8 protein-coding genes are annotated in these 15,778 nt (G+C 45.1%); all 8 read left to right on the top strand.

Annotated elements, in window-relative coordinates; translation table 11 throughout:
- Window positions 1-65 precede the first annotated feature (65 nt).
- Window positions 66-3,239, top strand: coding sequence for a TonB-dependent receptor (locus tag DW640_RS08985; protein WP_022471962.1), 3,174 nt, complete (start codon window positions 66-68; stop codon window positions 3,237-3,239).
- 11 nt (window positions 3,240-3,250) lie between these two features.
- Window positions 3,251-5,008, top strand: coding sequence for a RagB/SusD family nutrient uptake outer membrane protein (locus DW640_RS08980; protein WP_072066486.1), 1,758 nt, complete (start codon window positions 3,251-3,253; stop codon window positions 5,006-5,008).
- A gap of 29 nt (window positions 5,009-5,037) precedes the next feature.
- A complete protein-coding gene (locus DW640_RS08975) occupies window positions 5,038-7,818 on the top strand; it encodes a SusC/RagA family TonB-linked outer membrane protein (protein ID WP_117577868.1) in 2,781 nt (926 codons plus the stop codon).
- A 22-nt stretch (window positions 7,819-7,840) separates the two neighbouring features.
- A complete protein-coding gene (locus DW640_RS08970; protein WP_008761942.1) occupies window positions 7,841-9,562 on the top strand; it encodes a RagB/SusD family nutrient uptake outer membrane protein in 1,722 nt (573 codons plus the stop codon).
- A 31-nt stretch (window positions 9,563-9,593) separates the two neighbouring features.
- The gene (locus DW640_RS08965; RefSeq protein ID WP_117577866.1) at window positions 9,594-11,063 is read left to right on the top strand and encodes a BACON domain-containing protein; all 1,470 of its coding nucleotides are present in this window, start codon (window positions 9,594-9,596) and stop codon (window positions 11,061-11,063) included.
- 25 nt (window positions 11,064-11,088) lie between these two features.
- Entirely contained in the window at window positions 11,089-12,570 is a 1,482-nt protein-coding gene (locus DW640_RS08960; RefSeq protein ID WP_055221564.1) for a BACON domain-containing protein, read from the top strand.
- Between the two features lie 84 nt (window positions 12,571-12,654).
- Window positions 12,655-13,776, top strand: coding sequence for a DUF4971 domain-containing protein (locus tag DW640_RS08955; RefSeq protein WP_225011825.1), 1,122 nt, complete (start codon window positions 12,655-12,657; stop codon window positions 13,774-13,776).
- 145 nt (window positions 13,777-13,921) lie between these two features.
- Entirely contained in the window at window positions 13,922-15,643 is a 1,722-nt protein-coding gene (locus DW640_RS08950) for an O-antigen ligase family protein (RefSeq protein ID WP_117577864.1), read from the top strand.
- Window positions 15,644-15,778 lie beyond the last annotated feature (135 nt).

Here is a 15,778-nt window from a genome sequence, read left to right as displayed (position 1 = left end):
TCACCCCCAACCCGGTTGACCTAACTATAAACTAAATATATTATTAACCTATCAAATTAAACAGTATGAGAAACGCGCTCAATTTAAGATTCTGCTTTCTTGTTACGTTTCTTTTATTCATACCGTTGATGTATGCCTTGCCCCCGGAAGGTATCACAATTAAGGGTAGAGTAACGGATGAAACACTCAAAGAAGGCGTTCCCGGAGCTAATGTGACTGTGAAAGGCACGAGCATTGGGACAATCACAGACTTTGACGGTAACTTTACGATCGTCGCCCCAAGCAAAAAATCCGTATTGAACATTTCCTTTATCGGGTATGTAACCCAGGAGATCGTGGTCGGAGACAGAACAATCATCAATGTTTCCTTAAAAGAAGATGCACAGAACCTCGGTGAAGTGGAAGTTGTAGCTATCGCCTACGGTAATCAGGACAAGCGCATGCTTACCAGTGCCGTCTCCTCCATTGACAACAAAGAGCTGATCAAATCTCCGGCAACAAGTATCACGAACCTCCTCGCAGGAGCATTGCCGGGTGTATCTTCCGTACAGACTACCGGACAGCCTGGTAAAGATGCTGCTGCCATCTACGTACGTGGTGTCGGTTCATTAAATGATTCACAATCCAAGCCCCTGGTTTTAGTAGACGGAATAGAACGTGAGTTTTCACAAATCGACCCGAACGAAATCGAAAGTATTTCAGTATTGAAAGACGCCTCTTCCACCGCTGTATTCGGAGTAAGAGGTGCTAATGGCGTTGTATTGATCACCACCCGAAGAGGTAAAGCAGGCAAAACGCAGATTTCCGCCAGCACCAAACTGGGTCTGCAACAACCCATCTCACTGGTAGAGCAGACCGGAAGTTACGAGTTTGCACGCTTCTGGAATATGAAGCAGGAGATGGACCACGTTACGAATCCTAAGTTATACTTCACTCCGGAACAGGTAGAAGCCTATCGCACCGGCTCAGACCCCATCATGTATCCCAGTATGGACTGGAAGAAGTATATTTTTAATAATATCTATCTTCAAAGCCAGAACAACCTAAATATCTCCGGCGGTAGCGATAATGTACGATACTTCATCTCAGTAGGTTATACTTATCAGAACGGACTTCTGAAAGAACTTCCCGGACAAATGTACGACAATAACTATCGTTACAACCGCTATAACTACCGCGCCAATATCGATGCCAATCTGACCAAGACCACTTCGATGAAACTCGGTGTCGGTGGTGTTTTAGGTAAGATACAGGAACCGCGCAGCGTCGTTTCGGGTACAGGAGAAGACCAAAACCCCTGGGTAATCGCACAGATCTGGTCACATCCGTTTGCCGGACCGGGATTTATCAACGGAGTACGTACACTGATTCCTAAAGATATGGTTCCGCTGGGAGAAGTGATGCGTGACGGTATGTTCGTATTCTACGGACAAGGTTACAATCAAACGTATGACACGACATTGAATCTGGATTTGGACATCACACAGAAACTGGACTTTATCACTCCGGGACTGAGCGTTTCCGTGAAAGGTGCTTACGACAATAAATTCAAACTGGAAAAAGTACGTACGGGAGGCGCCATCGAAGCGCAGACTGTGTACTACAAATCATACTTTGACACCAACGGTACGATGTCGCAGACCGATCCCGACTACGATAAATCACTTATCTATGTACCCAGCGGCAGCGATACTCCGCTCACTTACTCGGAAAGCAGCGGACGCGGACAGAACTGGTATCTGGAAGGACGTATCAACTATGACCGTACATTCGGCGACCACAGAATATCCGGTCTGTTCCTTTACAATCAGTCGCGTAACTATTATCCGGACAGCTACACTTATCTGCCCCGTAACTACGTAGGATTGGTAGGACGTGCTACTTATGCCTATCAAAGTAAATATCTGCTCGACGTAAACGTCGGCTACAACGGTTCGGAGAACTTTGCTCCGGGCAGCACACGTTTCGGTGTATTCCCTTCCTTCTCTGCCGGATGGATCGCAACTGCCGAGAAGTTTATGGAAAACCAGAAAATCGTAGACTACCTAAAACTCAGAGCATCTTGGGGACGTGTAGGTAACGACAAGGGAGTAGACTCACGCTTTATGTACATGCCTGCCGTATGGGGATCATCGGGCAGTTACAGCTTCGGTGTGGACAATCCGATTTCCCAATCGGCAGCAGCCATCTCACGTATGGGTAACCCGGCAGTAACCTGGGAAACAGCCGACAAGCAGAACTACGGTATTGATCTTAAGTTCTTCAACAGCCGCCTGTCCGCTACCTTCGACTACTTTATCGAACACCGCACAGGCATTCTGATCTCTCCGGAATCGACCCCAAGCATCATCGCAACTGCACTGCCTAACCTGAACATTGGTAAGGTAGACAACCACGGTTACGAAGTTTCTCTCGGCTGGCGCGATAAGATCGGAAAGGATTTCACCTATAATGTGGATGCCAACGTCTCTTTCGCACGCAACAAAATCCTCTATATGGACGAAGTGCCCAAGCAATTCTCTTATATGAACCAGACCGGTGGCTCTACCGGACGCCAGACCGGAGTATACAACTACATCCGTCTCTATCAGTACAGCGACTTCATCACCGGAGCCGACGGCGAACTGACCTTAAAGCCGGAACTGCCTCAGCCTTATCAGAAGGTATATCCGGGTGACGCCATGTACGCCGACCTCAACGGAGACCACATCGTGGACGGTAATGACAAGAGCGTAGCAGGTTATGCTACCCGTCCGGAATACGTTTTCGGCATGAACATGGGATTCGACTGGAAAGGATTCAACTTCACCATGCAATGGGTGGGTTCCAAGAACGTTAACAGAATGTATGACATCGAATACCGTATCCCTTATACGAATGCCGGAAAGCGTGGTTTGCTGACTTACTTCTACGACGGTTGCTGGACTCCGGAAAACCAACTGGGAGCTGTTTATCCACGTCCGTCGGAAGAATCGGAAAGTTGGAACTCCGAACCCTCTACCCTCTGGTTGGTGGATGCTTCCTATCTCCGCTTGAAGAGCCTGAGCTTCGGTTATACCATCACCGGAAAGAAATTCCTGAAGAAACTGGGCCTCAGCTCACTCGGATTAAACTTCAGCGGCTACAACCTGCTGACCTTCTCACCGCTTAAATATCTTGATCCGGAAAGTGATCCTAACCGATTCGGAGATTATCCGCTGATCAAAGTATATAGCTTCGGTTTAAATCTTAACTTCTAAAAAACGACTGTATGAATAGAATAATAAAAGGACTCGGAATAGCATTGGGTTGCGTACTGATAGCCTCCTCCTGTTCTGAAATCAGCTTCGGGGATAAATTTCTGGGCGACCAGCCTGAGAGTTCCGGAGCGACTACCGAAGAAATGTTCTCTTCGAAAATAAATGCCGAAAAGGTGCTGACCAAAGCATATACCGGATTACCTTATGGGCTACCGACCGGCTCTGACTACAAATTGGGTGTGAACATACTTGAATCAATCACAGACTTATGTTACAGTTTCCGTGACAATATCAGTGATGGGCCTGTCAAGCTCTATTACAACGGAGCACTCAGTGCCAACAACGTCCCAAAGAATTCTGCTTACCGTTATGGAAGCAAGTCTGACTGGACCACCATCCGTTACGCTTGGTTATATATCGAGAACGTAGAGAAAGTGCCCGACATGACAGCCAGCGAGAAAAGTGAACGGATCGCGGAAGCCAAAGTTTTGATCTCCCTCTGCTATTTCGAAATGCTGAGATATGTAGGCGGTGTGACATGGCTGGACCACTATGTAGACGTAAACGAGACAATGAATTTCCCCCGTATCACTTTTGCCGAAACGGTAGAGAAGATCGTAGGATTGCTCAACGAAGCCATCAACTCCAATCTGGCCTGGAAAGCCGAGAAAGCAGATGACGGACGTATGACCCTGGCAGGAGCGATGGCATTAAAGTTCAAGGTATTGCAATGGGCAGCCAGTCCGACTTTCAACTCAAACACCAAATGGCATCCGGAAGCAGACGAATATACCTGTTACGGAAATTACAGCGACCAACGATGGAAAGATGCCGCCGAAGCAGGCGCAGCCTTTTTCACAGAATTACAAAAACGGCACGAATACGAACTGATTCAACCTACGGAAGAGACGCACCGGGCAAGACGTCTGGCCTATCGTCAGTCCTACTACAACCGCGGCGGAACAGAAATATTAATCTCTACCCGGCAAGGATATGGCTCCGATGTTCACAGCAGCTTTATCGGCCAACGTTATTACAGCGGCCCTACATTGAACTATGTAGATATGTTTCCGTGGGAAGACGGAACTGATTTTCCGGCAAATTTCGACTGGAAGTCCCCCTCCAAGCAACCGTTCTTTACAAAAGGCGAAATGGTGCCCACCCGCGACCCGCGTCTGTATGAAAATGTAGCTTGTCCCGGAGACACCTACTGTAACGGAACAACCGCTCCTGTTTATATCAACCACGCCGACTACAAAGACGGTAGCGGATTCCTGATCATGAAGTACATTTTACAGGAAAACAACGACCGCGAAGGTCCGGTACAATGGTCACACACCCGTCTGGCGGAAATCATGCTGGGATATGCGGAAGTACTCAACGAAGTCAACGGACGCCCTACCGACGAAGCTTACAAAATGGTAAACGATGTACGAAAGAGAGTAGGTCTGCCGGAACTTTCCAAGACGATGAATCACGATCAGTTCCTCGAAGCCGTACTGAGAGAAAGAGCACTCGAATTAGGATTTGAAGAAGTACGCTGGTTCGACCTCGTTCGCAGAGACCGTCAGAGCGACTTCAAGAAGAAGTTGTACGGACTCAGAAGCAGAGGTAACGACCTGAACAATCCGACTGAGTTCACCTTCGAGAAGATCGAACTGGGAGACCATTACTGGGCTACCAACTGGGATACCAAGTGGTATCTGGCTCCGATTCCTCAGGAGGAAATCAACAAGCAATATGGAATGACCCAAAACCCGGGCTGGTAAATGACACGTTAACTAATATCGTTTGAACAATGAATAAAATAAATTATATATTAATCACTCTGCTCCTGGGAGGTTCGGTATCCCTGAATGCACAGACATCCAAAGCTGCTTCGGAAATGCAGCTGGCAGATACACTGAGCATCGGCTACCAGATGAACGTATCTTCCCGGACCAGCAGTTACTCTATCAACGGAGTCAATGCTTCCGCATTCGAAAAATCCCCGTACATAGATATCAGCAAAGCTTTGTATGGAAAAGTGGCAGGTCTGAATGTATATCAGGGTACAGGCTCGTCAGCCGATAACGTATCCACCCTCTCTATACACGGAAATGCCCCGCTAGTATTAATTGATGGTTTCCCACGTGATATCAGTGACATCACTTCGATGGAAATCGAATCATGCTACGTTCTGAAAGATGCGGCGGCAGCAGCTCTCTACGGTATGCGTGGTGCGAATGGAGTAGTACTGATCACGACCAAACGCGGAATAAGCAATGGCCTGAAGGTAAATGTGGACTATAATTTCGGTGTCAATACCCAATTCCGCTCTCCGGACTTTGCAGATGCCTATACGTACGCGAATTCCCTCAATACAGCATTAAGCGGAGACGGTCTGCCTGCACGCTACAATGCACAGGAACTGAATGCTTTCCGGACAGGGATCTATCCGTATGATTATCCGAATGTAGACTGGTGGAATGAAACACTGAACGACACCGGATTCACACACAACCTGAAAATGTCTTTCAGCGGAGGTAGTGATAAGTTCCGTTTTTACACGGTAGTAGACTACTACCGGGATCGTTCTATGCTAAAGAAGAACACGGAAGATACACGTTTCGACACTACTCCGACAGACACACGTCTGACCGTGCGTACCAATCTGGACGTAAAAGTGACGGAAAGTACATTGCTGAAAGCCGGCATTGTAGGCAGACTGAAAGAATTCAGAGGTACCCGCTATGGACGCAGCGCTATTTTCAACAAAATCTATGGCATTCCATCCGCTGCATTCCCCATTCGTTATGAGAATGGCATTTATGGAGGTAGTTCTGTGTACGGAACCGGTAATCCGGTAGCTCTGTTGAAAGACTACGGACACATCCGTAACGTATACGGAACATTACTCGCCGACCTGAGCATCCGTCAGGATTTAAGTGCGTTGACCAAAGGGCTGGCAGCCGAAGCATCCGTCTCTTTCGATAATATCGGAGGAATGAATGAAACCACCAATAAAGAGTATCGTTACATGAACAGCAATGCAAGTATCACCAGCGATGGTACACTGGTGACAACTCCTGCCATTTATGGTACAGACTCCGAAACACTGGGACATACACAACCTTTCGAAAGACTGATGCTACGCAGCGATTTCCAGGCAAAGGTGGATTATAACCGCACTTTTGGCAAACATCAGGTGGGAGGAGCATTGATTTATGATATGCAGTCTGTTGTCAAAAACGGCAGAAACAACTCTCAGAAGAATCAGTCTGTGCTGGTGAACGCCACATATACTTACGACAACCGTTACAGCCTCAATGCCGTATTCAACCGCTCGGGATCAGCTTACCTGCCCGACGGAGACAAATACTCGAACTATCCTGCCGTTTCTGCTGCATGGATCGTCTCCAACGAAGCATTTATGGAAAAGGTGACACCGATCAATCTCTTTAAGATTCGCGCCTCTTACGGTCTGTCCGGATGGGACGGCAATCTGAGCCACGAACTATGGCGTCAGTCTTATGGCAGCGGCGGTGCCGGTTATAACTTCGGAGTGAATGCCGGAGGACAGTCCGGTGGCAGTGAAGGCGATCTGCCGGTTATCGGCCTGGTAGCGGAAAAATCACAGAAAGCGACTTTCGGATTTGATCTCGCTGCTTTTGATAATCGTTTGAATGCAACAGTAGAAGGTTTCTACGAAAAACGTTCGGATATACTTGTGTCAGGTGCCAATTCTACTTCCGGTATTATCGGTATCACAGTAGGTCAGGTGAACGAAGGAATCTATAAATACAAAGGAGTGGATGCTTCTTTGAGTTGGAATGATAAGATCGGTGATTTCCATTATGGTATTGGTGCTAGCATGTCATATCTGAATACAGAGGTAGTCAATGTAAACCAGGCATATCAAGAATACGACTACTTGTATACCAAGGGCAACCGTATCGGACAGATGTACGGCCTGGAAGCTATCGGCTTCTTCAACAGCCAGCAGGAAATCAACAACAGTCCGCAACAAACCTTCTCGGACGTAGCTCCCGGTGACGTGAAATACAAAGATCAGAACGGTGACAACCGCATCGACGAGAAAGACGTTGTGAAAATGTTCGGTTCATCTGTTCCACGCTTCTATTTCGGATTCAATCTGAACTTCTCATACAAGAGACTGGAGCTTTCCGCTGATTTCCAGGGAATGACCGGAGTCACTGTTTCATTGCTCAACAGTCCGCTTTATAGTCCACTTGTAAGCAATGGCAACATTTCAAATACATTCCTGAATGAAGAAATAAGCTGGACACCGGAGAATAAGACCAATGCAACCATGCCGAGACTGACTACTCAAGAAAACTTGAATAACTATCGCGCCAGCTCACTGTGGTACCGTGACGGTTCATTCCTGAAACTGCGTAACCTATTGGTAGCTTATACTTTCCCGAAATCGCAGACTCGCTTTGCCGACCTGAAAGTATTCGTACAAGGCACCAATCTGTTCTCATTAGACAATATCCATTTTGCCGATCCGGAACAACTTGGCATCGCTTATCCGTCGACAAGAAGTTATTGGGCAGGTATCAAACTTAATTTTTAATGCAAAGTAACAAATGAACATTATGAGAACCAAATACATACTCTTAACCATTTTGTCTTCGTTGGTCTTTGCTTCGTGCAACTACCTTGACTTCGATGAAACGAACAACCTGAAGACAAAAGAAGACATGTACAAGTATTTCGGTACAAGCAAATCAATGCTTACCCACGTATACTCATACATGCCACAAGGCTACCAACTGTTTGCGACCTCCGGCGGAATTTTCACCGAAGACAGATATTCCATGCGCGACTGTGCCAGTGATGACGGCGAATTCGGAGCCTATGCAGATAATATCCAGAATACCAATAACGGTAACTGGTCGCCTATTAAAACTTATGACGATTCATGGACCCTGTATCGCGGTATACGTGCTGCCAACAGCTTTATAGCAGAGATTGCCCAAGTGGACTTCACACGCTACGAGCACGACGGACAATATACAAACTGGATGAAGCAGCTGAAATATTTCCCTTACGAAGCCAGAGTGCTGCGGGCACACTACTTCTTTGAACTGGCACGCCGCTACGGTGACATCGCCATGCCATTGGAAGTACTGACTGAAGAGGAAGCCAATACAATCGGCAAGACACCATTCAGCGAAGTTATCAGCTTCATTGTCAGTGAATGCGACGACGCTGCCAATAACTTGCCGGACAGCTATGTAAACGAACCGGGAGCAGAAATCGGCAGAGTGACCAAAGGCTTTGCAATGGCAGTAAAGTCAAAAGCACTGCTATATGCTGCCAGTAAGCTACATAATCCTTCTATGGATACCGAATTGTGGAAAAAGTCTGCCAAAGCAGCAATAGATATTATCAACACAGGGCTTTACTCTCTCGACCCCCAGGAGAGTGCCAACAACCTCGACTCAAAAGAAGTTGTACTGATGAGGATCAATGGTGATGACTCGGACTTCGAAATGTTTAATCTCCCGCTTCGCATGACTGCGGGAACACGCACTTCCAGTCTTATCCCATACAGCAATTACCCATCACAAAACCTTGTGGACGCATTCGAGACAGTCAACGGTTACAAAGTAACCCTAGAAAACACAGGATGGGTTTGCGAAGACCCTGCATTTGACCCGCAATCACCTTATGAGAATCGTGACAAACGTTTCTACCGCGCTATTCTTGCCAACGGAATGTCGTTTAAAGACTACACCATTGAAACCTTCAAAGGTGGCGCCGACGACGGAATCGTATCACAAGGCGGTTCACCGACAGGATACTTCCTGCGCAAGTACATTCAGGAAGCTACTAGCTTTGAACCGGGTAAAGAAGCTGTCAGCAAGCATCATTGGGTGATTTACCGCTATGCGGAAACATTACTAACGTATGCGGAATCTATGGTCAACGCTTTCAATGATGTCAATTACACAGATGAGACTTATAAGTATTCTGCTCTGTGGGCTATCAATGAAGTGAGAAAGAATGCCGATATGCCGTTGATTCCTTCCATGGGAAAAGATGAATTCATGGAACGCCTGTACAATGAATGGCGTGTAGAGTTTGCTTTCGAAGATCATCGTTTCTGGGATGTACGGAGATGGAAGATTGCCGATACTACCCAGCGGGAACTATACGGAGTAAAGATCGAGAAGCAGGCGGACGGTACGTTCAACTTCTACAAGAACCTTTACGAAACCCGTAACTGGAGAGATTGCATGTATCTGTATCCGATCCCTCAAAGCGAACTATACAAGAATACAAACTTAAATCCTCAAAACACAGGATGGTAATTAATTGTCTAATCTAATATTTAAAAGATATATGAAAAAGTTATATAGCAACACGTTAATGCAACTGATTCTTGCACTGTGCACATTCAGTTTTGTAGCATGCCAGGAGTTCGACATCGACTCACAGCCGGAAGGTCCTCTCAATATCCAGATAGATGCTCTGGAGTCTTATACTGCTTTGGCAACTTCTCCAAGCAATGTAGTGTTCAACATCAGCTCCAACACTCCCTGGACGATCGAAAGTGACCAGCAGTGGTGCAAGCCGACTCCTTCGATGAGTGCAGCCAGCTCACTTGTGTCGGAGATTGTGGTGACAATGGAAAACAATACAGGAAAGAAAGCACGTACAGCCAAACTGACTATCAAGGCAGAAGGCGTTGAAGGCACCAAGGTAGTTACTATCGAGCAGGCTTCGAAAGAAGACCTGGTGGTGGTTCCTTACGATGAACTGGTACCGACAGAAGGCGGCAGCATCACCTTTACCATTGCTTCCAACAAAGCTTGGGAAATCATTCCTTCCACCGCTTTCCTTTCCAATATCGACAAAACATCCGGTACAGGTAATGAAGATGCCATAGCAGAAACCGTAACTGTGACGCTGCCCGCCAATGCAGGCGCCAAGAGAGCAGGCACGCTGACTATAAAAACTGAGTTTGAAGAATACACCTTTACCATTACTCAAAATGGAGTGATCATTGAACTGGAAGAAGATCCCGAAAGTACAACAATCAGCATGCCCGGAACAGGCAGTGGTATGGAAAAGACTGTACTGATTCGCGCAAACAAAGAATGGAAAGTTGAAGTTCCTAAGGAATATCAGAGTTGGCTGAAAGCTGAGGCACTGAGTGAAACAGAGTTGAAAATAACGACAACAACGACTAATAATCTGATGGTAAACCGTGTCGGCCACATCATTATGAAGACCAAAGAAGTCATCGACGGATTTGACGGCATTACGTTCGACATCAGTCAGGGTACTGCTTTCTGGAAAGAAGGAGGAGCAGATAACTATGTTGTGGATGAGGAAACCGGTTACATGACACTCTATGGCAGTGGAATAGTCACCAACTATTTATTCAAAAAAGGACGTCTCGCATTCGATTTCGAATCTATCAATTTAACCGGAGAAGATTGGATTGAGTTTAATATGTGGCCCAACTCAGGAAATACAAACTTCCATTTGCATTTCTACGCAAATAAAGAAAGTAACTTCACTTGTGGAGGTTCAGGCTTAAACTGGACTCAGAAAACATTTACCTGGACATCGGAACAAACGAATGTAGTGAAGAAGATTGAATTCCTTGTTGTCAACAAAGAAGAAGATTCGAATGCATTAGTTCTTAAACTGATTATTGATGGTGTTGAGGTTGCCGTATTAGATAATAACATAACCGATCCTTATGCAACCGAACCGGGAGCACCTGTATACTTCAGGATGCATACCACAAATAAAGCTTCCAATTTCACCGTGAAGTCTATCACATGGGAACCAGTAGAATAATAACCGAACCCTAAAATTCAAGAGTATGAGATTAAATATCAGAAAATCAATAATTACAGGCATTTCTCTCGCTACATTGCTACCTGCATTCTCTTTATTGCAGGGCTGCGATGACAGTGAAGCAGAGAAATGGGTAGACCTGCGCTATAGAGTAGAAGACTCCTATCTGGTTGAAGCGAAAAATCCGGAACCAGTCTCCTTCCAGGTCAAGTCAACTGACCCGTGGGAAGTATTCGGAAAATATGATTGGTACACCATCTCACCCAGTACAGGTGAGGCAGGTGAGACCTACACCGTAACTGTTACCTGCAAAGAAAACACTGAATTGGACGACCGTATAGACACGCTCAACATTAAAAGTGACTACTGGACCGGAAAAAGATTCGTTCTGACCCAGAAAGGTACTGCTTACCTGAATGTAGAAGGCGTGGATATGATCGACCAGGAAGGAAACAGCGAAACATTCAGCGTACTCAGCAATCAGAAATGGACTGCTAAAGTAACAGACGGTGATGTTTGGCTCTCCATCCAATCCGGAGCATCGGGCGAAATGAACGGAGAAATTACTGTCACCGCTTCACCGAATACAGGCGAACAACGTACCGGTATTGTAACCATCTATGACCGACACGGGAAAATAGCCAGAGAAGTACAATGTATACAAGACGGTGTATTGCTGACACCAGATACACCGGAAAACGGTAAGTGGTTTGCTATGTATGAACAGGCTCAGCAACTCACCATCCACGTAGAATCGAATGCAGAATGGGAAGTATCCAAAGAAAACGAAGCGGATGATACCTGGTATCACTTCGAAAAGACTTCATTCGACGGTTCTGCCGACATCGTGATTAACGTAGACGCACACGAAGGCTCTTCTGTCCGTACCGGAATTATCGTACTGAGCACCAAAGCTGCCGAAGGCGCTACTCCGCTTATGAAGACAATCAAGATTAAACAAGCGAATCCACAAAGACCTGTGGTTACTGAAGTAAACAGATCCATCAGCGGTGCTTACTACGGACCGGGTGGTTTAATGCCGGGTCATTACAGCTTCTATTGGGAACCGCTTGGCGACGCCAGTCTGACTACTTTCTTCTCTTGGAGCGGAAAAGCATTTGACGGAGGAGACGTAGAACTTCGCTTCCATATTCTGAGCAAACGGACTCAATTAAGTACAAGACCGTGGAACGGTGACGTATACAATGAGAACAGCGGCCGTGATGTAGATACCAGCAAGCCAAACGTATTATCATTCGAGATACGCGAAGCTATAGATGCCAATGATCCAACTCAATCATGGATTTACTCGGAATGGATTCTCAACGGTACAGTCATAGGAAAAGCAACCAGCGACGGTGTGATAGACGCTAATGGTACAAGTGATACTTACAAAGTACCATTCTCGGATACCAAAGATGGTGGTAATTTCTCGATGACAATTTCTGGCGGCAGTGCCACACTGACTAAATGGGAATACATCGCTCCACTAGTATGGGGAGACTAATTCTCTAAGGATAGTGATTGCCTGAACTCCCCCAATCAGGCAATCGCTTCTAACAAACTCAAAAATCAATAAAAAGAAAAGAGTATGATGAAAAGAAAAATATTACTTATACTGAACATGGCAATCATCGGATTTTCCACTGCTGCCTGTTCGGATGATGAGACCAATTACATCACTCCGGAAAAGAAATATCCGCTCACTGATTTTGCCGTAGCAGTAAATAATGTGTCAGCGAATACGACTTCCTATTATCATGGGAAGATAGACCAGACAACCCACAGAGTGGAAATCGGTACGATCGAGGATGCCAATACCATCACCGGCGTAGACTATACGCTAATGAGCGATGGAGCCACCATCTCACCGGACCCGGCAACATTTGTACACAACTGGAAAAAAGAGCAGACAGTGACCGTCACCACCGAAGACAATCAAACAACGACCTATACTATCGTACTGACCAAGTTTGACGACACCATGAAGGACGTTCTCTTCATGGACGAGTTCGATGTGGACGGCAATCCGGACCCGACCAAATGGGTACTCTGCCAGAAAGCAGGCTCCGACTGGAACGACGAAATGTCCGAAAGTTATGACCAGGCTTACGTAAAAGACGGCAGACTTATACTGAAAGCCGAAAAAATAGGTGATGAATACAAAGCCGGCGGTATCGAAACGCAAGGTAAGTTTGACTTCACCTTCGGACGGGTGGAAGTAAAAGCCAAAATCACCAGTTACCCCAATGGCGCATTCCCCGCTATCTGGATGATGCCGAAGAAATATATCTATGACGGATGGCCGAATTGCGGAGAAATCGATATCATGGAACATGTGAAACAGGAATCCGCGATCCATCATACGATACATACTCACTACACGTATGATTTGAACATCAAAGATCCGTCCAACACCGCACAAGTAACTTGCAATTATCAGGATTGGAACATCTACGCTTTAGAATGGAGCGAAGACAAACTGACTTTCTTCGTCAATGGACAGGAGACTTTCTCTTACTCAAACCTGAAACTGGAGAATGAAGCAGAAATGAAGCAATGGCCGTTCACAAAAGATTCTTCATTCTATCTCATCCTGAACATGGGATTAGGAGGAGACAGACCGGGCTCATGGGCAGGTCCTATCGATGATGCCAACTTACCTGCCATCATGGAAATTGACTGGGTAAAAATAACCAAGTTAGATAAATAGGTTTTAAGGTAGGAGCCAAGGTTTTTAGGAACTTCTAAAGAAAAGAGGAGGTTTACATAGTCTCCTCTTTTCGCTTTATTGACACCAATTCCATTGTTAGGAAGTATTTGATATAATATGATGAAAATTAAGCCTAAAAACAAAGATGGCAGTAACCAGAAAAAATATAGTATCCTTACTTATCGGCTTCCTTTTATTAGGCTTGCTATTCCATCCGATCAAAGAAATACCTGATGTTCCTCATCAATCATTCTTGTTTACCTGTACGTTCCTGGCGACAGTAATAGGTATTGCAGCTTTCTATCCCACTAAGCCATTCATTCAACGACTAACTATTATAGACTTGTTAGTCATTCTAATAGCGGTAGGGAGCATATACTTTTATCCTCCTAACTCTAACCTTCTCGGATTAGCCCGTTTTGCTCTGATCATACTATATTGGAGCATACGTCAGACAGGAGGATTAAATGGCACTCTCTTATATACTATCATTCTCATAACTATTTTAGTTCTGTCAATGATCGGTTATATGCAAATACTGCATATACTTCCCTCCCATCATCCTCATTTTGATTTAACAGGTCCTTATGGAAACCCTACGATTTATGCCGGAATATTATGCTTGTTACTGAGTGCTCCTATTGTGGTATTATCTCATTTCAAGTCAGATACCATCCATAAATATACTTATTTAGTAAGTTTTCTTACATGTATTGTAGCTCTGCCCATATTGTGGCTTACTCACTGTCGTTCTGCCTGGATAGCAGTATTGGCTATCATCAGCTATTCCATTTATTGTCGCTTTTCAATCTCTTTTCGATGGGGTATATCAACCTTGATTACAATTGCGCTACTCTCGTGCTTGCTATATCAGTTCAAACCGGCCTCAGCTGATGGAAGAATACTGATCTGGAAAGTTACCGCACAAATGATAAAAGAGAAGCCTTTTACCGGCTTTGGTCCTCATGGCTTTACTGCCAACTATATGCATTATCAAGGTGAATATCTGAAAAAAGAAGGAAACATATATGAAAAACAGTTAGCAGATAATAACCACTATGTCTACAACGAACCTTTACGCTGGACAGTAGAATATGGAGTTGCAGGATTGCTACTTTATATTGGAATATTATATTGCATTTTCTCGTATAAGAAAAGCGAGATACAATCTTTATCCGCCCAGGCGATATACATAGCCGGACTTGTCTGTGGATTATTTTCTTATCCCGATCAGACTTTCCCGATTCTGGCTGTTATGACTATAGCACTGGCAGAAATGTCCAACAGACAAAGAGAATGTGTAATTAAACAACTTCCTCACAAATATATATTTCTGAAAGCAGTCATTTTCCTTGTCATAGCAGGACAGGGAGCTCTACTAATAAAAATATTTCAATGCCACCGGGAGTTATATCAAATATCCCATCGTACTTCCAGCCAATCACCGGAAGAAATTATAACGAGCCTTTCACAGCTGGAAACAGCAATGAAGAATGAAACAATATTTTGGCCATACTATTGTCATACTCTTTACAAATCACAGAGAGACAGCATCTTACTGGATAAGATCACTTATTGGGAACAATTATATCCAAGCACACATACCTATATTCTTAAAGGCGACGCTCTACAACGTACAGACAAAATAAAAGAGGCTGAAACAGCTTATTGGGCAGCTCACTTTATGGTACCCTCCCGACAGAAAGCACGATACAAGTTAGCTCTCATGTACTATCAGCAAAAGCGTATCTCTGAAGCAAACCGACTTGCCAATGAAGTGCTTACTGAAAAAGTAAAAGTATACGGTTTTGAAACCTATGAAATGCATAGAGAATTACGAAGGATTTTCGAAGATCAGCTACAATAATTATTCACTAGAATCTAAGAACATGAAAACAAAAAAAATCAAACGACCTGTTTGTTACCTTGTCGGACTTCTTGCCTTTGGTCTGATGCTGTATTCCTGCTTACAGGACGAAACAGATCTGGACTCACAGGAAAC

The sequence above is a fragment of the Bacteroides sp. AM23-12 genome (assembly GCF_003434395.1).
GTDB classification, from domain to species: Bacteria; Bacteroidota; Bacteroidia; order Bacteroidales; family Bacteroidaceae; genus Bacteroides; species Bacteroides thetaiotaomicron.
The sequence above is the reverse complement of the archived record's forward strand: the minus strand, read 5'-3'. Positions and strand labels throughout refer to the sequence as shown.